At 56.7% G+C, this 23,194-nt stretch carries 25 protein-coding genes; 16 read left to right on the top strand and 9 right to left on the bottom strand.

Annotation, left to right across the window (positions count from 1 at the left end; genetic code table 11):
- The first annotated feature begins 3 nt into the window (after positions 1-3).
- Both QLG02_RS14315 and rmf read left to right on the top strand, forming a co-directional pair.
- Entirely contained in the window at positions 4-1,641 is a 1,638-nt protein-coding gene (locus tag QLG02_RS14315; RefSeq protein ID WP_282465486.1) for a DUF3466 family protein, read from the top strand.
- Positions 1,642-1,804: 163 nt separating this feature from the next.
- Complete coding sequence (rmf, locus tag QLG02_RS14310; protein ID WP_010674759.1) at positions 1,805-1,981, top strand: ribosome modulation factor; 177 nt, start codon at positions 1,805-1,807, stop codon at positions 1,979-1,981.
- Positions 1,982-2,063: 82 nt separating this feature from the next.
- Here the strand turns inward: rmf and fabA are convergent, their stop codons facing one another.
- From fabA to QLG02_RS14295, 3 genes are all read right to left on the bottom strand, one after another.
- Positions 2,064-2,624, bottom strand: a complete 561-nt coding sequence (fabA, locus tag QLG02_RS14305; RefSeq protein ID WP_016350690.1) for a 3-hydroxyacyl-[acyl-carrier-protein] dehydratase FabA — start codon at positions 2,622-2,624, stop codon at positions 2,064-2,066.
- Between the two features lie 81 nt (positions 2,625-2,705).
- Entirely contained in the window at positions 2,706-4,685 is a 1,980-nt protein-coding gene (locus QLG02_RS14300) for a Lon protease family protein (RefSeq protein WP_043122920.1), read from the bottom strand.
- Positions 4,686-4,734: 49 nt separating this feature from the next.
- The gene (locus QLG02_RS14295; protein ID WP_252377175.1) at positions 4,735-5,127 is read right to left on the bottom strand and encodes a helix-turn-helix domain-containing protein; all 393 of its coding nucleotides are present in this window, start codon (positions 5,125-5,127) and stop codon (positions 4,735-4,737) included.
- Between the two features lie 124 nt (positions 5,128-5,251).
- Here QLG02_RS14295 and QLG02_RS14290 point away from each other — a divergent pair, with 124 nt between their 5' ends.
- The 8 genes from QLG02_RS14290 to QLG02_RS14255 all read left to right on the top strand — a co-directional run bounded on the left by QLG02_RS14290 (position 5,252) and on the right by QLG02_RS14255 (position 10,969).
- The gene (locus QLG02_RS14290; protein WP_017408446.1) at positions 5,252-5,503 is read left to right on the top strand and encodes a hypothetical protein; all 252 of its coding nucleotides are present in this window, start codon (positions 5,252-5,254) and stop codon (positions 5,501-5,503) included.
- Positions 5,490-5,651: a hypothetical protein gene (locus tag QLG02_RS14285; protein WP_158513277.1), complete on the top strand. Its 162-nt coding sequence runs from the start codon at positions 5,490-5,492 to the stop codon at positions 5,649-5,651. Before QLG02_RS14290 ends, QLG02_RS14285 begins: the two co-directional genes overlap by 14 nt.
- Positions 5,648-7,147, top strand: a complete 1,500-nt coding sequence (locus QLG02_RS14280) for a replication initiation factor domain-containing protein (protein ID WP_282465485.1) — start codon at positions 5,648-5,650, stop codon at positions 7,145-7,147. Before QLG02_RS14285 ends, QLG02_RS14280 begins: the two co-directional genes overlap by 4 nt.
- 26 nt (positions 7,148-7,173) lie before the next feature.
- Positions 7,174-7,497 (top strand): hypothetical protein, encoded by a 324-nt coding sequence (locus tag QLG02_RS14275; RefSeq protein ID WP_017408443.1) that lies wholly within the window; start codon positions 7,174-7,176, stop codon positions 7,495-7,497.
- A gap of 300 nt (positions 7,498-7,797) precedes the next feature.
- The gene (locus tag QLG02_RS14270) at positions 7,798-8,010 is read left to right on the top strand and encodes a Flexible pilin (RefSeq protein WP_201891542.1); all 213 of its coding nucleotides are present in this window, start codon (positions 7,798-7,800) and stop codon (positions 8,008-8,010) included.
- A 340-nt stretch (positions 8,011-8,350) separates the two neighbouring features.
- Entirely contained in the window at positions 8,351-9,445 is a 1,095-nt protein-coding gene (locus QLG02_RS14265) for a hypothetical protein (protein WP_282465484.1), read from the top strand.
- 3 nt (positions 9,446-9,448) lie between these two features.
- Positions 9,449-9,763: a DUF2523 family protein gene (locus QLG02_RS14260; RefSeq protein ID WP_282465483.1), complete on the top strand. Its 315-nt coding sequence runs from the start codon at positions 9,449-9,451 to the stop codon at positions 9,761-9,763.
- Positions 9,764-9,766: 3 nt separating this feature from the next.
- Positions 9,767-10,969 (top strand): zonular occludens toxin domain-containing protein, encoded by a 1,203-nt coding sequence (locus tag QLG02_RS14255; protein WP_282465482.1) that lies wholly within the window; start codon positions 9,767-9,769, stop codon positions 10,967-10,969.
- Between the two features lie 217 nt (positions 10,970-11,186).
- Here the strand turns inward: QLG02_RS14255 and QLG02_RS14250 are convergent, their stop codons facing one another.
- Complete coding sequence (locus QLG02_RS14250; protein WP_187267199.1) at positions 11,187-12,119, bottom strand: DUF2971 domain-containing protein; 933 nt, start codon at positions 12,117-12,119, stop codon at positions 11,187-11,189.
- A 180-nt stretch (positions 12,120-12,299) separates the two neighbouring features.
- Between QLG02_RS14250 and QLG02_RS14245 the strand changes: the two genes are divergently transcribed.
- Positions 12,300-12,509 (top strand): DUF2158 domain-containing protein, encoded by a 210-nt coding sequence (locus QLG02_RS14245; protein ID WP_282465481.1) that lies wholly within the window; start codon positions 12,300-12,302, stop codon positions 12,507-12,509.
- Between the two features lie 39 nt (positions 12,510-12,548).
- Here QLG02_RS14245 and QLG02_RS14240 read toward each other — a convergent pair whose 3' ends face one another.
- The 3 genes from QLG02_RS14240 to QLG02_RS14230 form a co-directional block, all read right to left on the bottom strand.
- Positions 12,549-12,743: a phage protein gene (locus tag QLG02_RS14240; protein ID WP_257878338.1), complete on the bottom strand. Its 195-nt coding sequence runs from the start codon at positions 12,741-12,743 to the stop codon at positions 12,549-12,551.
- A gap of 353 nt (positions 12,744-13,096) precedes the next feature.
- Positions 13,097-14,374: a site-specific integrase gene (locus QLG02_RS14235; RefSeq protein WP_282465480.1), complete on the bottom strand. Its 1,278-nt coding sequence runs from the start codon at positions 14,372-14,374 to the stop codon at positions 13,097-13,099.
- Positions 14,375-14,652: 278 nt separating this feature from the next.
- Complete coding sequence (locus QLG02_RS14230; RefSeq protein ID WP_017408434.1) at positions 14,653-14,967, bottom strand: YebG family protein; 315 nt, start codon at positions 14,965-14,967, stop codon at positions 14,653-14,655.
- A 173-nt stretch (positions 14,968-15,140) separates the two neighbouring features.
- Here QLG02_RS14230 and QLG02_RS14225 point away from each other — a divergent pair, with 173 nt between their 5' ends.
- A complete protein-coding gene (locus QLG02_RS14225; RefSeq protein ID WP_282465479.1) occupies positions 15,141-16,037 on the top strand; it encodes an alpha/beta fold hydrolase in 897 nt (298 codons plus the stop codon).
- Positions 16,038-16,086: 49 nt separating this feature from the next.
- On the opposite strand, the gene QLG02_RS14220 is transcribed toward QLG02_RS14225, so the two are convergent.
- Positions 16,087-18,057: an SDR family oxidoreductase gene (locus QLG02_RS14220; protein ID WP_282465478.1), complete on the bottom strand. Its 1,971-nt coding sequence runs from the start codon at positions 18,055-18,057 to the stop codon at positions 16,087-16,089.
- Positions 18,058-18,305: 248 nt separating this feature from the next.
- Here QLG02_RS14220 and QLG02_RS14215 point away from each other — a divergent pair, with 248 nt between their 5' ends.
- From QLG02_RS14215 to QLG02_RS14200, 4 genes are all read left to right on the top strand, one after another.
- Positions 18,306-18,887 (top strand): phasin family protein, encoded by a 582-nt coding sequence (locus QLG02_RS14215; protein WP_024945221.1) that lies wholly within the window; start codon positions 18,306-18,308, stop codon positions 18,885-18,887.
- 88 nt (positions 18,888-18,975) lie between these two features.
- Positions 18,976-20,160, top strand: coding sequence for a patatin-like phospholipase family protein (locus tag QLG02_RS14210; RefSeq protein ID WP_103850973.1), 1,185 nt, complete (start codon positions 18,976-18,978; stop codon positions 20,158-20,160).
- A gap of 1 nt (position 20,161) precedes the next feature.
- Positions 20,162-20,812: a TetR/AcrR family transcriptional regulator gene (locus QLG02_RS14205; RefSeq protein WP_282465477.1), complete on the top strand. Its 651-nt coding sequence runs from the start codon at positions 20,162-20,164 to the stop codon at positions 20,810-20,812.
- Between the two features lie 42 nt (positions 20,813-20,854).
- Entirely contained in the window at positions 20,855-21,655 is an 801-nt protein-coding gene (locus QLG02_RS14200; RefSeq protein ID WP_282465476.1) for a hypothetical protein, read from the top strand.
- Between the two features lie 80 nt (positions 21,656-21,735).
- Here QLG02_RS14200 and QLG02_RS14195 read toward each other — a convergent pair whose 3' ends face one another.
- Positions 21,736-23,160, bottom strand: a complete 1,425-nt coding sequence (locus tag QLG02_RS14195; RefSeq protein WP_044799986.1) for a wax ester/triacylglycerol synthase family O-acyltransferase — start codon at positions 23,158-23,160, stop codon at positions 21,736-21,738.
- Positions 23,161-23,194 lie beyond the last annotated feature (34 nt).

The following is a 23,194-nucleotide window of genomic DNA, read 5'->3' as shown; positions in this document are numbered from 1 at the left end:
TAGATGAAAAAGCAATTATCCATGCTGGCCATTCTGGTCAGCGCCAGCCTGCATGCCCAGGCGGCACAAAATCCCTTTTTCACCATTGTCGATGGGTCCGACAAGGGTTACGCCAGCGGGATCAGCGGTGACGGCAACGGGCTCATCGGGATCAATACCAAGAACAACATGGCCGAGCACTTCTCGACCGTGCGTTTCGCCGACTTCCTGGTCGATCGTTTCCGTTTCGAGCAGGGCTGCATGCTCTCCAACTCGGTCTGCAACTCCTTCTGGAACGACAACAGCAACTTCGCCTATCAGTGGCGTCGTGACTTCCTTGACGGGGTCGACCAGCGCAACAACGTAGGTTACGTGCAGCTGGGCGAGACCGACGGTCTGGTGACCGCGCTGGGCGACGTACCCGGCACCCGGGCGGGCTACAAGATGAGTGGCAAGCTGCGCACTGCCTTCGCCGTGGTCGAGGAGGGCAACCCCGTCGAGCTGAAAGACGGCGCCGGCACTCACAGCCTGAGCGTGCCGACCAGCATCAAGAAACTGGACAACGGTCAGTATCTGGTGACCGGTACCGCCGCCACTGGCAAGAACATTGCCGTCAACTCCGAAACCTACAACTGGTGCTTTGCCGGCAACGACGGCCAGTACGGCGACTACCGCTACTGCCCGGGCCTCAACACCCAGGCCAGCTTCTGGCTGGTCAACAGTACCGGCACATTCAACAAGCTGCTGCAGGCCAACGAGTATGCCCGCGCCCGCAACGAAGTGGTGCAGACCGCCTCCGCGCTTGGGGTGGGTAAATTCAACGGCAATCTGTACGGGGTAGGGTACTCCTCCACCGGTGAGATCGGCACCAACTACCTTGATGGTCGCAACCTGGCCGCTTACTGGACGCTGGATCTGGATGGCAGCAAGGTAGGCACTACCCAGATCATCCCGCTGGCCGAAGGCGAGCCCGGCAAGGATGACGCCAAGCTGCAACACAGCTGGGCCGTGGGGGTCAACGACAACGGTTATGTGATAGGCAACCAGCTCTATCGCATCAACAAGGGCCAGAACCGCCCGGTCGAGATGTTCGTGTTCAACCTGAACACGCCGACCACCAACGCCGTGGTCTCCCTGCAGGACAAGCCGCTCAGCGGCTCCGGCTCGGAAGCGGCCGCCATCAACAACCACAACATGGTGGTTGGCTGGCGTGATTCCCGCCATCAGACCCAGCCCGTGGTCAACGGCACCAACCGCATGCAGGAAGGCTTCCTGCTCAACGCGGCGACCGGCAACAACTGGTATCTGAACGATCTCATCTGCGGTCTGGATGATGCGGGTGCCAAGCAGTGTGCCCAGCACGGTTACTACTACCACATCGCTTATGCCAGCGGCATCAGCAGCAACGGTACCGTCGCGGCCACGGCTTATCGCTACAACAGTGAGAGCGATCTGAACAACCGCACCAATGCTACCGTGGTCAGCGTCAAGCTGGCGCCGGTGGTAACCGACTACAAGAACAACGATCCGGCCGGTTATTTGGTCGCCAACGCACCGGTCAACAACCAGACCGGTCAGGATGGCGGCAGCGGTGGTGGCAGCCTGTTCTGGTTGACTCTGCTGGCCCTGCCATTCGCCTGGCTGCGCCGTTTCCAGCGCTAAAAAGTTGTGTCACTAAAAATTAATGCGGTTCAGTGTCTTGTGTCACAATGACCAGATAGCATGAAATTTTTTGTTTGACCCTGCCGACCCCCTGGGGTAAAGATGAAAGCGACCGATGAAAAATTGGTCGCTTTTTTTGTTCCACGGAAGAGGGTCGTAGATGATGAAGAGACAAAAACGGGACCGTCTGGAAAGAGCTCGTGCTCGTGGTTATCAGGCTGGCGTGGTCGGCAAACAGAAAGAAGCGTGTCCGTATCAATGCCTGGATGCCCGTGGGCATTGGCTTGGTGGTTGGCGTGATGCCATGGAAGGGCGGGGCTCAGGCCTCTTCATGAAGTAGCCGGTACTTCATCACTCATTGCAAAAGGAAAGGGGCCATGATGGCCCCTTTACGTTGTTCAGTTCGACCTGAAGGTCAGCACTTAGAATGCGGTGGTGTCCTTGAACAGACCCACTTTCAGATCGGTTGCGCTGTAGATCGGGCGACCATCCACTTCCACCACGCCATCGGCGATCCCCATCACCAGCTTGCGGTTGATGACGCGTTTGAAGGTGATCTTGTAGGTCACTTTCTTGGCGGTCGGCAGGATCTGGCCGGTGAATTTCACCTCGCCAACCCCCAGTGCACGACCCTTGCCGGGGCCGCCTTTCCAGCCCAGGAAGAAACCGACCAGTTGCCACATGGCATCCAGACCGAGACAGCCAGGCATGACCGGATCACCCGGGAAGTGGCAATCGAAGAACCAGAGATCCGGCGTGATATCGAGCTCTGCCAGGATTTCGCCCTTGCCATGCTCACCACCGTTGTCATTGATCTTGACGATGCGATCCATCATCAACATGTTGGGGGCAGGCAGCTGACTGTTACCCTCACCAAACAGTTCGCCACGGCTGCAGGCGAGCAGCTCTTCACGGGTAAACGAGTCTTTGCCTTGTTCACACAGGGAAAGGCGGGCATCAATGGTTGTATTGTCTACGGTCACGCTGTTTATCCTTCAAATGGGTCAAAGCCGGGCCAATTTAGCGTACAGTTGTTCGCTAAACAACTCCGATCACTTCTTTTCTCACCGTCCGAACACTCGACCAAGCAGGCGGCGCAGCACGCCCCCCTTGATGACGTCGGTGCCGTTGAGCTCATCCAGCCGCTGCTGGATCCGGCCGAACAAGGTATCCGGCATATCCGGCTCACCGGCAACACAACCGGTCAGAAGCTCGATGGCCTCTTCCACATGATCCACCGGATGGATATGGAACTGGCCGGCTTCGACGGCTGCAATCACCTCATCGGACAGGTTGAGCTGCTGGGCATTGGTGCCAGGCAGCAGGATCCCTTGTTTGCCAGTGAGACCATGGATCTTGCACACCCGGAAGAAGCCTTCGATCTTCTCGTTGACGCCACCGACGGCCTGCACATTGCCGAACTGATCGACCGCGCCGGTCACCGCAAAGTGCTGGTAGATGGGCTGGCGGGCGAGGGCAGAGAGCAGGGCACACAGACCGGTCAACGAGGCGCTGTCACCATCGATTTCATGGTAGGACTGCTCGAACACCAGGTTGGCCGACAGCGGGGAAGGGTTCTCGGCCCCAAACTTGTTGGAGAGATAACCGTGGATGATCATCATCGCCTTGGCGTGGATATGGCCGGCAAGCTCCGCTTTGCGCTCGATGTCCGCCACATCGCCATCCCCCAGATGCACGGTGGCGGTGAGACGCACCGGCTCGCCAAAATCATAGGGATGCCCTGAGACCTGGATGACGGAGAGGCCGTTGATCTGGCCCACTTCCTCACCGTCGGTCTGCAGCAGGATCTGGCCGTCGATGACGCCCTGATCGGACTGCTCGACCAGATAGTTGAGGCGATAATCCTGCTCTTCCAGCGCGCCGCGAATGTGCTCGTCGGTGACGACGTCCGCTTCCAGCTCGCGTGCTAGGCTGTCGGCCATCCGCATGATGGCAGAAAGTTGCACCTCGGAGAGTGACAGCCACTCCTGGTGGTCGCACAGCCGGCTGGCGTGGCGGCAAAGGGCGGCGAGGGCGGCCGGGGTGAAGTCCAGCAGCTCCCAGCGCTCGCGCAGCCAGGCCAGATACTGAAGATAATCGGGCAGATCCTCTTCAATGTTCACCTCGGAGACCAGATCTGCGCGCAGGAAGATGCGCTCGGACATGTCGCGGTCCAGCATTTGGAACTCGGCCACATCCAACCGATCGCCGACCAGGATCAGCTTGAGCTTGATGGGGGTGGCTTCCGGGGTGAAGAAGGGGGTCAGGGTCTTACCTTCCTGATAGGCGTTCCAGTCCAGCTCGCCTTTTTGCATCGCGTTCTTGAGCTTGAACCAGAGGTGGGGCTGGTCCAGCAGCTCATCCAGTTGCAAAATCAGATAGCCGCCGTTGGCCTGACGCAGCAGACCTGGTTCCAGCAGGTGCTGGTTGGCATAGACCGAACCTTGCTCGGTCTGATAGTTGATGGAGCCAAACAGGGTATCCCAGTTCAAATCCCGCCCATAGATGACCGGCGCTTCCTGCTCTTCATGGTGGATCAGCAGGTTGATGAGTACCGGATGTTGAAATTCGAGCCCCTGTGCCACGTGCGCCGCCAGATCGGAGAGGAAGTCATCGATCTTGGGATCGTTGTTCTGCTTGCGCATGATGCGGGTGACCAGGCGCTCGGCATCCAGATGATGGCTCATCAGCTTGAGCAATTCGCCGACCATTTCACAGAACTCGAAGCCGGTGCCGGGTTGCAGGCGCAGCCAGATGGGTTTGAACGGATTGTTCAGATTCTCGGTGTAGCAGAGATCGAACAGGTCGCCATCCTTGCCGTTGGAGGCGGCGATCAGCGTTTGGCAAACGCCTTCATAATCCACCCCGGGAAAACCGTTGAGCAGCATGACCGGGCAGTCGCCATCAAAGCTGGCGAGACGCTTGATGCCGGAAATGGCTCTAGGTTGCAAGGCGGCAAAAGGAATGGGTTCGAGTTCGCTGAGGGCAGGAAACTGTTCAATCGAAAAAACAGGTTTTAATTGTTCTGATGTTAATTCAGCCACTTAAGACATCCGGTCGGAGATAGGATCAATTGTTGCCATTATACACAGTTCAATAGGTGGTGACAGGAAACAAGATAGTTAATTTAACATAATATACATTATGCGCGGTTAGGTCATGCCCGTGGCCAGGGGCCAGAAACACCGCTGCCGCAAGGGCTACAGCCGTGCCTGCTCCTTTGGTGTACTTCGCCAGGATGTCGTACCAAGCTCGTTTCAACTCGGGATCTGTCTCTCTGGCGGCTGCCAGACTTAACAGCACTTCTTTGGCATCCAGGCCAATTTCCTCAGCCAGCTTTTTTGCAGTCGCGTCAGTGAGTTGCGACTTGCCTTTGTTCACGGCTGAAATGTAGGACGTTGTAAATCCCAGGTCTGCGGCTACTTCCTGAAACTGGCTGTACTTTTTGGCCCTCATGTAGGCCTGAATGAGCGTTTTCGAGTCCATGTTTCTGTCTCCTGAGTAGTTCGACAATGGAACCATCATACCGATTTTGGCGAAAAGCAGCTTGTTTCAATTCAACTGATCACATGGTTGAATGCAATCAACCAACCATTTGATTGCATGAGCCATGACCTACTGTAGCCCACAAAACCAGGATCTGCCGGCGCTCAACGAGCGCAAGGTCTACTGGCAGGCAGAGCCCACCGGCGATGTTTCCGCCTGTGTGGCCGGTCAGGTTGAGATGTTCCGCGACCTGCATGAGATGCGGATCTACCTGTCCATGACGTACCCCGACACCGCCTTTGAGCTTGTCGAGGTGACCGAGGACACATGGCAAGGCTTCTATGACCAGGGAGTGTTTTTCGATGACTGGTCATAGCTCCGTGATGCCGATAAATAGCGTTATCGGCGACAACCTGGATGTGAGCGTGCAGCCGCTGGTTGTCGGGTTTGGTCTGCTCCTGGTTTTCTGCCTGCTGGTCACGTTGTATGGCTTGTTGGTTGCCTTGTGGGAAAAGCAGATATGACCAGTCATAAGACCCTGATCGACTATCTCTCTTTTACCTGGGCCCCGACCGAGCTGCGCCAGATGACTGAGCTCGCCAAGCAAGGTGCCCTCTTGAAGGCTATCCCCCGCTTCGAGACCCAGAACAAGGCGATTCAAGCCGCCTTTGCCGCCCAGCCGGTCGAGGGCTTGCGTTACCTGTGGAAGCGCCCTGTCGGGTTCGCTCCCCTCACCCGCTTTGACAAGGTAACTGAGCGCCTCTATGACAAGGCCGAGCGCCTGCAGCAGGCCGCCGCGTCCCCTGCCCCTGCTCGGACGTTTGACAAGGCCACTGAGCGGTTGAGCCTCAAGGGGCTACCCAAGTCCCCTGCCCCGGTGCTGACGTCTTCCATGACCGAGATGATGGAACGTGCCCTGCACTCTGGGTACCGGTCTCGCGCCGACATGCGCCAGGAGCTCAAAGCCGTCTGCGCTGACCTGCTCAAGTTCTCCCAGTTCGAGGTGGTCGAGGGTGCCAAGTATTGGGAAGCCTATAACGACCTTATCGACAGCTACGGCGTCCAGTTCCTGGATGCCCTCTGCTGCAATGAGATCGAGCTGTGGCTGGAAGAACTCAATACCCGTATCGGGGTCCCCATTCCCGAGCCGCGTTTCACCATGCGCCCTCGCCGCTCCGGTCTGCACGGTTACGCCAACTCGGCTGACCTGCTGTGTGACGGGATGCCCTGCGGGCTGATTGGTTGGGGTGCGGCTAACCATGGCTGCATGGTGAGTTTTTCCGGCGTGGGTTGCGCGGCCCTCGATTTCCAGGCTTTGCACTCTGTTATCTCTCACGTGCCAGGTCTGCGCATCACGCGGGTGGATCTCGCCCTGGATGACTACAGCGGCAAACACATCACTTACCAGGGCGCGATAGCCGGCGCCGAAGCCGGCGAGTTTCACCCGCAGCGTGGCCGTGCGCCTTCCTGGATGAAGATTGAATCGGGTGAGTTCGTGATCACCGAGGTGGCCAAGGGCATCGCCAAGCGTTTCGGCATGGTGCCGAGCAAGGGGTGTTCCTTCTACGTGGGCAGCCGTATTAACGGCAAGTGCGCGCGGATATATGAGAAAGGCAAACAGATGCAATCGGCCGAGTTCCCAAACTGGGTACGCGCCGAAGGCGAATTACACAATAAAGACAGAGTCATTCCGCTGGATGTCCTGGTAAACCCTGACCCTTATTTCGCGGGGATGTATCCGCAATTTGCTAAATGGCTGGATGCGGTTTGCCAGGAAGAAATAACACCGGTGCGTGTGACCACCTTTAAGAATAAATTCAAAACGTCCAGGGACAACGCCGTATTTAATATGTCCAGGATGGCCGGTCGCCTTGTCAATTGGTTAGCAAACATCGAGGGGCTATCCCCAGAGAAGATTGTTAACCAATTAACAGCGCACCTGGAAGAAACCGATATTCCAGCGCGGTTAAGAATGCCAGTTCCTCCTGACCTGGACGAGCTGCCATTATTTTCGACCTAACAATGGTTCTTCAAAGGATAAATAATATGTCTCTGCTGACTGGTATTTTGGTTACCCGCGTTACTCACGGCTATGGCGTGTCCCGTAAATCTGGCTCGCCAGTTCCCTATGACTTTGCCCAGGTAGAATACCTGGCACCGGCTAATAACGTGAACAAGCCGGAATGCAATATCACCTCCTGGGGCTATGAAGTGCGCCAGTTAGCCCTGCGCAACGATGCGGCCACTATTAAAGAGCTGGCCGACTGCCCGAAATTGGTGGCGGTGGATCTTGTCCTGGAAGCGGATCCCCAGAATCCGACCCGCAACGTGGTTGTCGGTTTCCAGCCCACCAAAAAACAGCCGGTATAACCACCGCGCCGCGAGGAGGAGGAGCGAGAGCGCGCAGCGAGCGACGACGAGGGCGCGATGATGCTTTGTCTAGATATTACCTCTGAAGGATATACCCGCTTAGCTGAGGGGGATTCTTGTAAATATGTGCTCTTGACTGTCCAGGAGCACAACAAACTCACCGATATATCCGATTGGTTTCAATTCGATATATCGATTGTGGGAATAGCCTTTAGCTCCGGCATTGTGATGTGGGCTTTAGGTTTAAAAGTGGGTGCTATTGCCCGTGTAATTGTTGGTACAAAACGAGGATAAACGAAAATGCCTAATTTTTTCCGTAATGGTTGTATTGGTGTTGCCTGCTCCCTGGCTGCCATGGGCGCCAATGCTGAAACAGGTGGTGCTGCCGCCGCCGCTGCTGCAGCTCTGGATGCGGCTAAATCCGATGTGGATGCTACCTCTCCCAAGGTGATGCTGGTCGTGGCTTCTGTCGTGGCGGTCACCATCCTGATCGGCCTGATGCGCAAAGCCTAAGCCATGTCTTTGCTCATCGGGACGCTGTGGTTCCTGTTCTTTGTGGAAGGCTACAGATCATCGTTTTCGATATGACACAAAGGCGGCTCCGGTCGCCTTTTTTATTGGGGGTACTGTGCGCATCGCTTGGCTTTTATTGTTGTTTCCGCTGGGGGTTTCGGCGAGTTGTCCTGTCGGGATCCGCCTGTCCAACCTGCCGATCTCTACTGTGCTGCCGTATTGCGTGAAATGGGAAACGTCCTCTTTGGGCGGCTGTTTTGTCGCGTGTCCTGGTATCTGTATTCAGTCCCCTTCTGCTGGCACCATGGGGCCGATTGAGAGTACCGGCCAGGAGTGCTCTATGGGCGGTGGCTCTGATGGTGATGGTGGCTCTGATGGCGATCCTAATGGAGGTGGCGACAATGGTAGTAATGGCAATAACGGCAATAATGGTGATGTGGTTCCTAATTTGCCTAACGGTATTCGGGTAGGTGGTGACAAACAGGAGATGACCACCGATGCTTTGCGTCATGTTAATGAGACGCTGATAGGTGGCTTTACCAGCTTGATGTATAGCGCTGCGGGTGCTAATCGGAATGCACTAAATATTAATGTCAAAATGGATGACGTTCTGCGTTATATGAAGGCCACCAATAATGGTCAGGTCGGCATGGAGAACAGTATTCGGGAGCAGACGGCGTTAGAACATAAGTTTTACGATGAATTTCTTGGGCTTAAAAACGCCATCGTAAATCCACAGGATGGGCCTGGACAAAGCACCGGCGAATATCGAGCGCTGAAAGAATTACAAGATAACTTCTTCGGCCCTGACTTCGCCCAGAATAATATAGGCGGAAACTTATATAGCCTTGTTAGGGGGCTGGAATATGAGGTTATTTCCACGAAAGACCGTGTGCATACTGCCGCAAGTGATATTCATAACCTGTACTCTTACACCATGCAGGATATGCGCAATAACAGCTTTGAAATGAACCGCAATATAAAAGCGATTGCCGATGCTCTTAATAATGGTGGTACGGGTGGCGGTGATGGTACGGGCGGCACCGGAAATGGCAATGATGGCCCTGGTATTGATTATACACAAATGCCTGGCTCTGCAGAAAATCCGTTACATGTAACGGGTGCCGATTACGAGTCTCAAGTCTGTAAGGGTGGTGCCGAGTGTTTCTTTGACCTGGCAACTATCAATAAGACATTTGAGGAAACCAAGAATCAATTAACAGGGTCATATGACGGTATAAAAGAGCAGATGACCGATATATTTCGTTATAACTTTAGCGGCTCTGCCGCTGTGCCAGAGTGCTTTGATATGTTCTCACTGAATGGCAAGTCCTATTCTGTCTGCCCAAATGCTGAGGGCTTTTGGGAAATGATGGCAGCCATCATGATGTTCGTTTTCTACTTTTTAGCATTATTGATTGTTGCCAGGAGGTAATATATGGAATGGATGTCTGAGTTCTTTAATGGTTTTTTCAACGATATTTATCAACTGGCGGTGCAGTTTGCTGCCTGGATAAGTATTAAACTGGCGATTCAATGGGTAGAGCTGAAAATAATCTTGCTCACTTTCTCCTGGGACGTTGCTAAGCAAATTCTGATTAACCTGCAATTCAGCGACCTGATCTCCGCCTCATTCAATAACCTGCCGCCCCAGGTGAGAGGCATATTACTCTATTTGCAGTTTGATAAAGGGCTGTCGATATTGACGCAAGCCTTTGTGACCCGCTTTTTACTGAATATGCTGGGGTGGTAAACCATGTCAATCAAGATTCATCACGGCGCCCCTGGTTCCTATAAGTCGTCAGGGGCCATTCATACCGATGTGATACCGGCCATCAAAGCGGGCCGTCATATCGTGACTAACGTGCGCGGCTTTACTGCGGAACGGTGCAAAGAGGTATTAGGCAAGGAAGTGCCTGACGAGTTCCAGGTAACCTATATCGAGACAGAATCCCAAGAAGGACGCGATCACCTCGCCCGCTTTTATCACTGGGCGCCCAAAGGGGTTTTCTTCCTGGTCGATGAGGTGCAGCGGATATTTCCGCCTTCCTGGCGGCAGAGTGATTTAGACCGGCTCGATTATCCTGGCGGGCCGGATGTGGCTAAAGAAGATGGCCGACCAGAGACAATTGATGTTGCCTTTGATATGCACCGTCATCATAACTGGGACTTTGTATTTACGACTCCGAACATCAAAAAGGTGCACCAGGTAATTCGGGCTGCTGCCGAAACGGCCATTCGTCATACCAATATGGCGATATTGGGGATTGGTGGCCGATATAAGACGGTGCTTCACCTCTCTGATAACTCCGGTACGTCCATGAATGACGTACTGCAAGCCAAGCCATTTAATAAGGTGCCCAAGTATGTTTTCAAGCTTTATGACTCGACTACAACCGGTAAGGTCTCGGATACAATCGCGGGCAGCTCGATACTACGAGATCCTAAAATTCTGTTTATTATGGCGATTTGGGGACTCTGCGTTTTCTTTGGCTTCATCAAGCCTGAATATATTGATGCTCCTGCTAAGGCCGCTCAGACCGCTTCTGCCGCTGTTCCGGCTGCTGGGGCGGTGGGTGCTTCGCCCGCTGCTGATGTACGTCCTGGTGGCACTCCTGCTGCGTCTGCTGCTGGTGTCCTTGCTATAGGGCCGTTTGCTGGTCATCAGCTCGTTATCAGCTGTCACATCCTGATAAGGGATCACCTGGGCGAATACCGGGTCGAGTATTGCTTCTCGTTGCGCAAGGGTGACAACGTGCAGCTGCTCGACAAGGACGATTGGCCGGACGAGCTAGCCAGGGTGGATCCCATGAGTGCATGCCATGCAGTGGTGAAGTACCAGGGGCAGCCTGTGGACGTTTACTGCGACCCCGAGGGGGATGCCCTGCGCCGGAAATACAATGCCGCCCTCTTTGCGGGTGGCAATAACAAGCAAGCTCCTTCTGATGACCGGTCATAACTCCCCTCTCCTTCCGGTGGCCGCCTTTCTCCTGGTCGGCCACTGAACTCCAGGGGCGTGAGCCCCTATAAGGCGACACACTGAGATCCATTGTCGGGAAGGTGGTAGGTTCGCCGAAACTTGTTTGGAATGCTCCTGTGAGGCTGTAAACCCCCTTCCCTGCAAAACCGGCTTTTGAGGTCTTCCAGTTATGAGGGAAGATAACGCCTCAGCGTAGCTAGTATCTATCTAGTGAAAAATGCGTAGGGTTAATCTTATATCTAAAAACAGCAACATGATTTAAATTACTGTCTTTAGAATTAATAAGGTCAAGTATATGGTGATATTCATCATCTTTAACTCTGCAACCTAAATATATGCACTTAACTTTTTCTGGTGGGATGGATACCAGAAAAGAAATATTTCTATTTAAGGATAGTTTACTTATTAAGTCAAATTTTGGGTGGTTCGCTTCATATGATATTTCTCGATAATTTTCACCCTTATGTGTTTTCACTTCCGGCCCAAGTGAAATCATTCTGTCATCTACTAACTTTAATATTTCATCTTCAATTTCATATCCATCCTTTATATTTAGCCTGACATCATCTGCATAGCGTAAAGGGAGGATGGCGCGATGTTCTTTTTCATATATCCAGTCATCACTCTTTCTTGTTAAAACATTTACAATTAAATCTCTTCGCCTTTCATGTGGCTGTAACACACCTCTATCTAAGTTATCTTCATCAAACCTTGTGTTGTCATATTTAATTTTTATCGGTTTGTCTATCACTGGTAGCGTTACATTCCTGTCTCTAGCGGTGATTTTTAAATGCGAAAATATTTCAGGTTCAAAACCTACAACCATGCCGTTATGATTGTTAGCATAATGAGCCCACATCAGTAAATTCCTTGGCGTTTCAGTAAGTGACACAATCCCCACTTTATTAAGCAATTCAGTTACAACATCAGAATACATTGAGTCAAATACAATTTTTGGCAAATCCCTGTACCCATATACACTTCTTGTAATCTCATTCGATATATCTTTTATATCCTCGCTAGGCATGTTTTCAAATGGGTCATTTAAAAATGTTGGAACCGATAGTTTAATTGTAGGTTTATTAAAGAAGGTTTTGATTATTGGTGAATACTTGAATAGTAAGTTCATGAAAGACTCGAACGTTTGATGCCCCCCCCGTATAGTAATACGGGGGGAATTGATTGCCCAGCTCAAAGACAATGTTCGTGGGGGCATTGGTGAAGTGGCACAAAAGATGTTCTTAGACTTGTTTTTTTAATCTATGCCTCCATATCTGTGCAGAGCACGGTGCTCAGGCTCGGAGGATGTATGAAGGAATGTAAAATCGGTGATGTTGTGCGCTTGAAAAGTGGTGGGCCGATGATGACAGTGAATGGCTTTGTAAATGGAAAGCCTCTTTGTTGCTGGTTTGTTCAAGGTCAAGTGGTTTCTGCGGGCTTCTCATCTGCTGCTCTTTTTTCAGAGGATGAGGTGAAGGCTCAAGAGCGAGCAAAACAGCCTTCTGTGGGTGTTGCCTAAGTTAGGTAACAAATTATTGGGGGGCTTTTGCCCCCCTTTTTAGTTGATACCCAGCTTCTTCCTCCAGTAGAACGCCTCTTTCTGCTTCTCTGACCGCTCCACCTGGATGATGGTCAAGGCTTCAATCCTTCGTCTATCGAACCTCACACCGGTTGGGGAGATCAGGCAATCGTTCGCCATTCGCCACCCCTCCCAGGCTTTGAAAATCGTGGGCAGCTCCCGCCCTGATGCCATCCGCATAAGCCGTTTATAAACAGGAGGGATCTCTGTACCCTTATCCCAATATGTGACTTGCCTCACAGAAACGAAACATAGATTTGCCGTCTCCTCTTTCGATAAACCGCATTCAAACCAACGAAAAATGAAGTTTTTGGTCAACTCTCGTTCCATCCAAGTAAATACCTGATAAACCAGCAAAATTGCGTGGGCTGGCTTATCGGCAGGTTTCAGATGGGCATTTAACTAAACACGGCATTATGCGCGGTGTTGGGTTGTGGAAGAATCCGGAGTGATGCCTGTTAAAAAACGCTGGTCATCACAGCCATGCTCCTGAACTCCTCTCTTCGTTATCTCTCGTTTTGAAAGGCCTAGTCGTGCAACCGGTCCAGCGGTTTGTGATTGGCACTTTCGTGGCGCTCGCTGTTGCCGGTGTGCAGGTACTTGGAGGTGGTATCGATGCTGTCGTGGCCAGCATCGGCTTGTACATGTGATAACGGCCGCCCGTTGAGATTGATGTCGTGGGTGATGCCGGTATGACGAATGGAGTGTGGTGTCAGGTTGCGCATCTCGGCGCCATCCTGCACAAACCCATCTTTTTCTGCCAACTCGGCGGCGGTCTGGATGACGCTCATCACCAGATCACGCAGCTGGCGGATCCCGAGGTTGGCGTTGAGCTCGCCTTGTTCCCGGCCATGTGCCGCAGCCTTGTGGCGCACAAACAGCGGAGTCTGCTCATCGGGCGCCGGTAATGGTGAGAGAACGAGAAACGTCCGATAGCGTTGGAGGGCCTCAAGCAAGGCATGGGACACCGCCACGGTGCGGCGTTTGCCACCCTTGCTGCGGGGAATGAAATAGCCCCAGACACCGGTTTTTCCATCACGGCGGAACTGCCCCATGACGGGGGTAAATCCCGGTCTTGCCGCCACTTCCGAGATCCGTAGGTAACAGGCGTACATCAGGCTTATCAGGAAGCGGCTGCGCTCGTGCTGCTCGGGTGATTCGGCCGCCAGCAGGTCGGCTGCCTGCATCACATAGGACCACTGCAACTCGCTGAAGGCCTGGCCATGGTCGTCCGGCTCCTGCTGCATTGAGCGCTTCACCCGTTGTAGTAACAGCGCCGGGTTGCGGTCCATGTACTCTTCCTGGATCAAGAACTGGAAGAAGGCAGACAGAATGGCGAGCTTGGTCTTCATGGCCTGTTCGCTGAGGCGGTATGGTAACTCGCGGCCCAGCTCTCGTTTGCCAAGGAAGGGTCGCCATTGGGGATTTGGCAGTCGTTCTCCCCACTCCTTGTCGAGCACGAATTGGGCTACGTTGCGATAAGCAATCAGGGCCGCCGGCGGCGCCTGACAGTAATCGAGATAGCGCATCATGATGCGCCGGGTCAGATCCTTGGGGCTGATGCGCATTTCACTGAAGCACCAGTGTAAAAATGTGGTCAGCTCGCTGCGATAGGTTTTGTAGTTGTTCTCGCTGTTGCGCTGCTCCAGCAGCCAGTCGACGGCGAGCTCGTAGACCAGCCCGGCATCGGGCACATCGTTGAGGCTGAGGTTGGCAAGGTATTGATTGACCTGAGGGTTGCCCGCCTCTAGGTAGGCCAGACCATCGAACAGCGGCATGGCGGGTGGAAGTAACATAGTGGTCATGATTATGCTTGTGAATGAGAGACTCGGCTCGGGGTTTGCGTGATGGTGATGCCGATAAATGGGGTTATCGGCATCACGCGGGAATGGAACGTCGATGCTGTACAGCGAACAGCATCGCCATCAACAGCTGATGCTGCATAGTGTGTTTATTCAATGGATATGCACCTTGGTTGGAAAATTATCAGGGTAAATATCCATATAAATGCTTTAAAATTCTCATCAATGCATAAACTGAGGCTGTTTTCATGCTGTGACAGGCAGCCTCCCCCGTGTCGTCCTCACGCTACACGCTTGAGGGATTTGTCTTTTGGCTTGCCCGCCTCGCTTTGCTCTTCTTGCGGCTCCGACTTGCCGCTCCCCTGCCCCTTGGCTCCGCGCAGCACGTTTTGCAGCAGATCGCGCTGCTCGGCCAGGTAGAAGGCCAGACTCTCTTGCTGCTCCGGTTCAAGGCGAACGGGCGCGCCCGCCAGCAAATGCATCAACTCATCGGCAGTGTCCAGCAGCTTGTCATAGGCATCGGCCTCTTTCTTGCTGGCAAAGGTCATCTTCTCCACTCCCCCACGCACCACAACATATTTGATCTCAACGGCCATCGCGGCGTCCTCCTTCTGATAGTGATTACAAGTATATGTATGGATATACAGTATTGCAAATAACCCCATGCAGAAGTGTTTTATTGGCGCGCCGGCTAATGATTGCGCGTCTGCCATCACATTGATGAAAGGGTCATTTGACTTCCATGCCAAACTGGTCGGATGATTGGGTCATGACGATCACAAAGCAACTGCTGATCCTGCTGCTGGTTGAGGTGACGCTCCTTGGAGGCATCGCCCATCTGGTCATTGGCCTCTCGCTGCCGCTCTCCATCCTGTTCGTGCTGGTGGCCCTGTTGGGGCTGCGCACCCTGGTGGTGCTGCTGACCTGGGGCTTTTCCCGCTTCTACCCGGTGCCTGCCATCGGCTGGCGAGAATGGTTGCCCATGGTGGGGCGAGAGATTGCGGCCTACCTGCTGACCTTCACCTGGTTGCTGCCGTTCGAGCGCTGGCTGATGGCGCCAGACAGGCTGACGCCCTCCCCCCTGCCCCTGCTGCTGATCCACGGTTATGGCTGCAGTCGCGGCATCTGGCAGGTGCAACGAGCCAGGCTGGAGGCAGCTGGCCACACGGTGGCGACGGTCACCCTGACCCCTCCCTTCGGCCATCTCGACGACATGGTGCCGCTCTTGGCCAAGCGCATCGATGAGGTGTTGGCCGCCACCGGTGCATCGCAGCTGGTGCTGATAGGCCACAGCATGGGCGGACTGGTGTGCCGCGACTATCTGGCGGTGGCGGGCGGTGACAAGGTGGTGCAGCTCATCACCCTGGCCACCCCCCATCAGGGCAGCCAGCTGGCGACCCTGGGACTGGGCGACAATGCCCGCGAGATGGAGCCCGGCTCCGGCTGGCTGCAGCGCTTTGCCGCCGTGCCACTCTGCGTGCCCGGGGTCTCGGTGCGCACCAGCCACGACAACTTCGTGCTGCCCCAGTCCCGCCAGCGACTGGATGGCATGGAGGATGTGGAGCTCGCCGCCCTCGGCCACCTCTCCCTGCTCTACTCCCGCCGTACCACGGCCTTATTGTTGACCCTGCTCTCCCGCCCACAGCCGCAAATGAAAAGGGCCTGATTGCGCAGGCCCTTTCCGTTTTTGCTACCTCAGTTCGTTGTCGCTCCCCCTAGAAGTGGATCCCCTTGATCAGGGTGGATACCGCCATCTGATCCGCCGAGGCCTTGGACTCGTTGCCCTCCTTGGGGTCGGAGAAGGTGCGGAAGCTGGTGTTCATGATCACTTGGGCCACTCGCGGCGCCAGGGCATGGATCACCTGGCCGAACACCCCGAGCCGGGTGGCCAGTCGCACGTGCTTGTTGATGATGGTGTCGCACACCAGATCGGCGGCCTCTTCCGGCGTCATCATGGGCACCTGCTCATACACCTTGGTGGGCGCCACCATGGGAGTTTTCACCAGCGGCATGTTGATGATCGAGAAGTTGACCCCCTTGTCGGCAAACTCGGAGGCGGCGGTGCGCACCCAGGCATCGAGCGCCGATTTCGAGGCGACGTAGGCGGAGAAGCGCGGCGCATTGGTCAGCACCCCGATGGAGGAGATGTTGATGATGTGGCCCTTCTTCTTCTCGATCATGGTGGGCAGCAGCCCCATGATCACCTTGAGGGTGCCGAAGTAGTTGAGCTGCATGGTGCGCTCCAGATCGTGGAAGCGATCGAAGGAGTCCTCGATGGCGCGGCGGATGGAGCGACCGGCATTGTTGATGAGAATGTCCACCCCGCCATGCTCGGCCACGATCTGCCGGGTGATCGCCTCCCCTTGGGCGAGATCGGCCAGATCCCCCTGATAGACCTGCAGGGTCAATCCCAGCTCGGCAAACTCGGCCTGGGTCTCGGCAATCTTGTGCTCGTCCCGGGCGATGGTCAGTACCTTGGCCCCCGCCTCGGCCAGCTTTCTTGCGGTGGCTTTGCCGATGCCGGAGGTGGCGCCGGTGATCAACACCACCTTGCCCTCGACCCGACCGCGCAGGGTACGATCGATGAACAGCTCGGGGTCGAGGTGACGCTCCCAATAGTCCCACAGCCGCCAGGCATAGCTGTGCAGCGGCGGCACTTCGATGCCGGTCCCCTTCAGTACCCGCTGGGTTTCCCGGTTGTCGAAGCGGGTGGGATAGTTGATGAGCCGGAAGATGTCCTTGGGCAGCCCCAGATCGGCAATGGCGGCATCGCGAATGCGCCGCACCGGCGTCAGTGCCATCAGCATGGTCATCAGATGGCGGGGAATGAAGCTGAACAGGGCCGCGTTGATACGAATGGCGGGCTCAGGGGCATGGGCGGCGCGGGAGAAGGTGCTCAGCATGTCGCCGACCCGCATGGGATGGGAATCGGTCAGGTGGAACGCCTTGTTGTCCTCCCCTTCCAGGTGGGCGATGTGATCGATGGCATCCACCACGAAGTTGACCGGCACCAGGTTGATGCGTCCCCCTTCGACCCCGATGGCGGGCATCCAGGGCGGCAGCATGCGGCGCAGCTTCTGGATGGTCTTGAAGAAGTAATAGGGACCGTCCACCTTGTCCATCTCACCGGTGTTGGCATCACCGACCACGATACCGGGTCGATAGATGCGCCAAGGCAGCGTGCTCTCCTTGCGCACGATTCCTTCGGCTTCGTGCTTGGTCTGGAAATAGGGCATGTCGAGGTGTTCGGCCTCATCGAACATGTCTTCCCGAAACAGTCCGTCGAACAGACCGGCCACCGCGATGGAGCTGCAGTGATGGAAACAGCGAGCCTGGAGCCGCTCGGCCAGTTGCAGGGCCTGACGGGTACCTTCGGCGTTGACCTGCTGCTGAATGCCCGCCTTGGCGTTGAGATCGTAGATGGCGGCGAGATGCAGGAAGTGGTCGACCTTGCCGATGAGAGGCTCCAGCTCGGTACTGCCCACTCCGAGCAGCGGGTGGGTCATGTCGCCGACCACGGGGATGGCGCGATCCGCCTCAACCCCCCAGTAGGCCAGCAGATCGGGTACCCGATCGAGATGGGCGGCACGCATCAAGAAATGCACCCGGCTATTCGGGCGCTGCAGCACTTTTTTAACCAGCCGGCGACCAATAAAGCCGCTGCCCCCCGTGATGAAATAGTCCATGGTATTTATATCCCTTACTGATTGGGCTGTTAGTTGCTATTAGATATATCACGCTTTAACGAAAAATATTCATTCGAATATCATTCTTCGTGACCCAGACCAAAATTACCAGGGTTGCTTGTTCCGTTATTAGGTAGAACCCTCTATTTTTTCTCCATAGACTGAGGATGAAAGCCAAGTAATGCCACAACGAATATATCAAGGTTGTTGTCATTACCATCATCTATATCACGAGCAAGGAGATTGTCATGGCCAAAAAATTGAAAGCACTGGCAAGTTCGGTGACCGACAACCAACTCACCTCCACCATCAAGGAGTCCACCCAGCAGATCTGGTTGGCGGGTCTGGGTGCCTATGCCAAAGCCCAGGAAGAAGGCGGTAAAATCTTCGAAGCCCTGGTGCAGGAAGGGGAAGCCCTGCAAACCCGTACCCGCCAGAGCGCAGACGAGAAGATCGCTGCCATGACCGACAAGACTGCCGGTACCTGGGGGCGTCTGGAGCAAGTGTTCGAGGATCGCGTGGCCCGCGCCGTCGCCAGCCTCGGCATCCCGACCCGCAAGGACATCGACAAGCTCTCCAAGCGCATGGCCGAGCTGACCGAGGTGGTACAACAGCTGATCGATGCCCAGGACCTGGATGACGTTGCTCCGGCTGACGAGGCCAAACCTGCCGCCGCCGCTGCCAAGAAGCCGGTTGCAGCCAAAAAGCCGCCGGTCAAGAAAGCCGCCGCCCCCATCGCCAAGGTCAAGGAAGAGGTGAAAGCACTGGCAACGGAAGTGGAGAGCGTGGCCAAAGAGGTCAAGGAGAAAAGTGAAACCACGCTCTTCTGATCCACTGACCGGCTTGTTCTGATTGCGTAATGATCCACCGGCCCATGCCCTCTGCTGGGCCGGTTTTGCATGAGAAGGGAGGCAAATCATGAGCACGATTGCGGTTGCCCTCGCCGGAGGTGGACCTCTGGGGGGGATCTACGAGATCGGAGCCTGCGCCGCCCTGGCCGACAGCATCAAGGGGCTGCGTTTCGAGCAAGCCGATATCTATGTGGGGGTGAGCTCGGGTGCGGTGATCGCCTCGGCGCTGGCCAACGGCATCTCGCCGGACAAGCTGGTGCGGATCCTGTTAAGCGATGACACCGGCGAGTTCTTCGACCCCTCCACCCTGCTGCGTCCCGCCTTCGGGGAGTATTTTGACCGGCTCACCTCGCTGCCGCCGCTGGTGCTGACCTGTCTGGCCGACTATCTCTCCTCTCCCTGGAACAAGAGCCTGCTCGGCTCGTTGCAGGGGTTGTCCAGAGCGATCCCGACCGGCATGTTCGACAGCCGCGGGGTGGATCGGATCCTCACCCAGTTTTTCTCCCGCCCCGGTCGCAGCAACGATTTTCGTGAGCTTGCCAGCCGGCTGTTCGTCATCGCCACCGAGCTCGATACCGGCCGTGCGGTGGCCTTCGGCAGCCCGGGGCTGGACCAGGTGCCCATCTCCGCCGCGGTACAGGCCTCGGCCGCCCTGCCCGGCCTGTTCCCGCCCTCGCTCATCGATGGCCGCTACTACGTGGACGGGGCGCTGATCAAGACGCTGCACGCCTCGGTGGCGCTGCAGGAGGGGGCCGACCTGGTGTTTTGCATCAATCCGCTGGTGCCCTTTGATGCGGGACTGGCCAGCGAACACCCCGCCAAGCTGGTGGACCGCGGTCTGCCGGTGGTGCTGGCCCAGACGTTTCGCGCCATCATCCACTCGCGCATGCACGTGGGGATGGATCGCTACAAACACCAGTATCCCGACGCGGATGCCCTGCTGTTCGAACCCTCCTCGGCGGACGGCGAAATGTTCTTTACCAATGTGTTCAGTTACCGGGATCGGCGCCATCTGTGCGAGCACGCCTTCCAGCATACCCGCCAGGATCTGTGGCGGCGACGGGCCGAGCTTGGCCCCATCCTCGCCAGACATGGGCTGGAACTGGATCTGGGCGCGTTGGCCGATGAACAGCGTTCCCTGCTGACCCCGGGCACCGGCTCGGTGGCGGCGCTGGATGCCTCTTTGACCCAGCTGCAGCACTGGCTGACCCGCCGCTATGGCGGCAAGGGTCGCCGGCAATCGAAGGAGTAGCATGGACTGCAAACCCAAGCGGCGTACGCGGGATCGCATCCTGGCCACCGCCCTCGCCCAGTTCAACCTGCTGGGCGAGCCGACCGTCACCACCTCCGCCATCGCGGCCGAGCTGGAGATGAGTCAGGGCAACCTCTATTACCACTTTCACAACAAGGAGGAGATCGTCAACGCCCTGTTCGGCGAGTTCGAACAGGAGATGGCCCACCTGCTCGACACCATTACCCCGCCGTTGAACGAGGCGGAGGACATCTGGTTCTTCTTGCACCTGATGTTCGAACTCATCTGGAAGTACCGTTTTTTCTACTACGACATCAGCACCCTGATGAGCGGCAACCACAAGGTGGAGCTGCGCTTCTCGGCCCTGCTGCGGCGCAAGGAGCAGACCGCCGCCGCCATCTGTCACAGCCTCTGGCGCAGCGGCCTGCTGCAAGGCGACAAGACGCAGGTGACGGCGCTGGCCGCCAACATCGCGCTGGTCGGGACCTTCTGGATCTCCTACCAGCGGGCGCTGCATCCGCGGGCCGATGCCGACATCGCACTCGGGGTGTTTCAGGTGATGCAGCTGGTGGCCCCCCGGCTGCGAGCCGATGCCCGCGCCGATCTGGATGCCATCGCCACCCATTATCAGCCCGCCACCACGGCGAGCTGACAGCATCGTGTATTTGATTGTGTTTTTAACAGGGAGAATCATATGACCACTTCACAGCCCAAATTGTCCGATTTCACCCCCTTCCCCTGGCCGGACGCGGCCTATGACTATGCCGGGGAGCGCCTTGCGCAGCATTGGGAGCGGCTGCACCAGGGGGATGCCGAGTCCTGGCCCGAAGATGAGCAGGTGCAGGAAGCCTGGCGCGCCTATCACGCCGGTGATTTCGCCCGCGCCGTCAGCCTGGGGCTGGGCGCCGGCGAGGAGGGCCTCAACGTGGCGAACAAGGCGCTGGTGATCCACGCCAGCTACCTGCTGGATGACAAATATGCCAAGCGCGAAGCGTTCGAGCTGGCCGCCAGCAACGCCGAGAAGCTGCAAAAACGCCAGCCGGGCAACGTCAACGCCTGGTACTTCCACGCCCTGGCGCTGGGTCGCTACAGCCAGGTGATCTCGGTCTCCAAGGCGCTCTCCATCGGTATCGGTGACAAGATCAAGAGCAGCCTGGAGCAGGCGCTGAGCCTTGAACCTGACCACGCGGAAGCCCATATTGCCTTCGGTGCCTGGCATGCGGAGATCATCGACAAGCTGGGTGCCATGATCGGCGGCATCACCTACGGCGCCAAGAAGGATGAGTCCGAGCGTCACTTCAAGGCGGCGCTGGCCATCATCCCCCACTCCGCCATCGCCCGCATGGAGTACGCCAACGCCATGGTGATGATGCACGGCAAGAGCAAGATGGCGGCCGCCGAGGCGCTCTACGGCGAGGCCGCCGCGTGCGAGCCGCTGGATGCCATGGAGCGGCTCGACGTGGAAGCCGCCCGTGAGGAGCTGGAGGACGAATAGTCCGGCGGCGCTGCGCAATGAGAGAGGCCAACCCCCGGGTTGGCCTCTTTGTTTCATGTCAGGTGGCGTGCCTGAGCGGTTCAGCCGTGCAGCAGTTGATCCAGCATGTCGGGATCGTAGATCAGGTCCGGCTCCATCAACACCAGCAGCAGCAACTGCTCAAACTCCACGGCGAAGCGCTCGACGATGAGATCCGGGTCCGGCACCCGCTTCTTGTCGGTGATGAGGCCGAGCTGCACCTTGTTGTCATAGGAGAGAATGGAGACGCCGACCGCGATGTCGCCGGCTTGGGGCACCCAGAACAGCGGCTGACGCAGGCGGGCGCCGGCCAGATAGAGGGTCTGCTGCGGGCCCGGCACGTTGGTGATGACCGCGCTGGCCTTGGCCGAGAGGATGTCGATGGCCTGCTGCTGCACCGCCTTGGGCGCCATGCCCATCACTTCCAGCAAGTTGAGCACCACCGCCGGCTGCAGGGAGGACTTGAGCGCCTGCATCCGATCCCGCACCGCATAGAGCCGCTGCAGCGGGTGCTCGATGTTGAGGGGCAGATCCAGCGCCACCAGCCCGAAGCGATTGCCCAGCGCCCCCTTGTCGTCCGGGGCGCGCATGTTGACCGGCACCAGCGCCCGGATGTCGATGTCGGTCTGGTCGCCCTGCTCCAGCAGGTAGTGGCGAAACGCGCCGGCGGTGGCGGCGATCAGCAGATCGTTGACCGAGCAGCCGAGCACTCGCCCCACCGCCTTCACGTCCGGCAGCGGGATCTGTTCTGACCAGGCTACCCGCTTGGTGCTGCCGGTCTCCCCTTTGAGCCGGGTATTGGCGTCATCGGAGAGGGTGGCGATGGTGTAAAGCTCGGCGGTCACGTCCCGGCTGGTCTTGAGGTAGTCCATCGCCTTGGTGGGATGGGTCAGCACCTCGACGTACTTGGACCAGAGGGTGCCGGTCAGCTTGAGGCCGGCCCGCAACAGGCGACTGCCCTGCTGATCGTGCTCCTCGTCGCCGTCGTCGTTGGCCACCGGCTCGGGTTGCGGTCTGGGGGGGGCAACCGGGCTCTCGTCCATCATGGTCAGCATGGCCCGCACCAGGGAGAAACCGTCCCCCATGGCGTGGTGAAAACGCACCACCAGCGCCTGGCCGCCCAGAGAGGTATCCACCAGGTGCATCTCCCACAGCGGGCGCTGGTGGTTGAGCGGGGTGGAGGCAAAGTCGGCCACCAGCCGCTCCAGCTCCGCCTTGCCGGCCTTGCCAGGCAGGATCACCCGCTTGAGGTGCAGGTCGAGGTCAAAGTCGGGATCGGTGCGCCAGTAGTATTCGCCCCCTTCCAGGCTGGCCTTCTGCCCGAAGCGCGGCTGTACCCGAACTGTGTGCAGCAGGCTCTCCCGCAAGATGGCTTCATCCAGCTGACCGTCGAACATCAGCACGCCGACGATCTGCATCAAGTTGTTGGGCCGGTCCATCCGCAGCCAGGCGGTATCGACACAGGAGATGAGTTCACACACAGACATGTATTATCCCTATCGTTTCGCGTTATTTGTCTCC

This window comes from Aeromonas sp. V90_14, from assembly GCF_029967615.1.
GTDB lineage: Bacteria > Pseudomonadota > Gammaproteobacteria > Enterobacterales > Aeromonadaceae > Aeromonas > Aeromonas hydrophila.
The sequence above is the reverse complement of the archived record's forward strand: the minus strand, read 5'-3'. Positions and strand labels throughout refer to the sequence as shown.

Coding starts and splice junctions, on each gene's coding strand:
- QLG02_RS14205 (WP_282465477.1), top strand. CDS start 20,162: ATGGACTGCAAACCCAAGCGGCGTACGCGGGATCGCATCCTGGCCACC.
- QLG02_RS14245 (WP_282465481.1), top strand. CDS start 12,300: ATGAAGGAATGTAAAATCGGTGATGTTGTGCGCTTGAAAAGTGGTGGG.
- QLG02_RS14270 (WP_201891542.1), top strand. CDS start 7,798: ATGCCTAATTTTTTCCGTAATGGTTGTATTGGTGTTGCCTGCTCCCTG.
- QLG02_RS14230 (WP_017408434.1), bottom strand. CDS start 14,967: ATGGCCGTTGAGATCAAATATGTTGTGGTGCGTGGGGGAGTGGAGAAG.
- QLG02_RS14200 (WP_282465476.1), top strand. CDS start 20,855: ATGACCACTTCACAGCCCAAATTGTCCGATTTCACCCCCTTCCCCTGG.
- QLG02_RS14265 (WP_282465484.1), top strand. CDS start 8,351: ATGGGCGGTGGCTCTGATGGTGATGGTGGCTCTGATGGCGATCCTAAT.
- QLG02_RS14255 (WP_282465482.1), top strand. CDS start 9,767: ATGTCAATCAAGATTCATCACGGCGCCCCTGGTTCCTATAAGTCGTCA.
- QLG02_RS14250 (WP_187267199.1), bottom strand. CDS start 12,119: ATGAACTTACTATTCAAGTATTCACCAATAATCAAAACCTTCTTTAAT.
- QLG02_RS14220 (WP_282465478.1), bottom strand. CDS start 18,057: ATGGACTATTTCATCACGGGGGGCAGCGGCTTTATTGGTCGCCGGCTG.
- QLG02_RS14280 (WP_282465485.1), top strand. CDS start 5,648: ATGACCAGTCATAAGACCCTGATCGACTATCTCTCTTTTACCTGGGCC.
- QLG02_RS14295 (WP_252377175.1), bottom strand. CDS start 5,127: ATGGACTCGAAAACGCTCATTCAGGCCTACATGAGGGCCAAAAAGTAC.
- QLG02_RS14290 (WP_017408446.1), top strand. CDS start 5,252: ATGACCTACTGTAGCCCACAAAACCAGGATCTGCCGGCGCTCAACGAG.
- QLG02_RS14225 (WP_282465479.1), top strand. CDS start 15,141: ATGACGATCACAAAGCAACTGCTGATCCTGCTGCTGGTTGAGGTGACG.
- QLG02_RS14285 (WP_158513277.1), top strand. CDS start 5,490: ATGACTGGTCATAGCTCCGTGATGCCGATAAATAGCGTTATCGGCGAC.
- QLG02_RS14215 (WP_024945221.1), top strand. CDS start 18,306: ATGGCCAAAAAATTGAAAGCACTGGCAAGTTCGGTGACCGACAACCAA.
- QLG02_RS14275 (WP_017408443.1), top strand. CDS start 7,174: ATGTCTCTGCTGACTGGTATTTTGGTTACCCGCGTTACTCACGGCTAT.
- rmf (WP_010674759.1), top strand. CDS start 1,805: ATGAAGAGACAAAAACGGGACCGTCTGGAAAGAGCTCGTGCTCGTGGT.
- QLG02_RS14315 (WP_282465486.1), top strand. CDS start 4: ATGAAAAAGCAATTATCCATGCTGGCCATTCTGGTCAGCGCCAGCCTG.
- QLG02_RS14195 (WP_044799986.1), bottom strand. CDS start 23,160: ATGTCTGTGTGTGAACTCATCTCCTGTGTCGATACCGCCTGGCTGCGG.
- QLG02_RS14240 (WP_257878338.1), bottom strand. CDS start 12,743: ATGGCATCAGGGCGGGAGCTGCCCACGATTTTCAAAGCCTGGGAGGGG.
- QLG02_RS14260 (WP_282465483.1), top strand. CDS start 9,449: ATGGAATGGATGTCTGAGTTCTTTAATGGTTTTTTCAACGATATTTAT.
- QLG02_RS14210 (WP_103850973.1), top strand. CDS start 18,976: ATGAGCACGATTGCGGTTGCCCTCGCCGGAGGTGGACCTCTGGGGGGG.
- QLG02_RS14235 (WP_282465480.1), bottom strand. CDS start 14,374: ATGACCACTATGTTACTTCCACCCGCCATGCCGCTGTTCGATGGTCTG.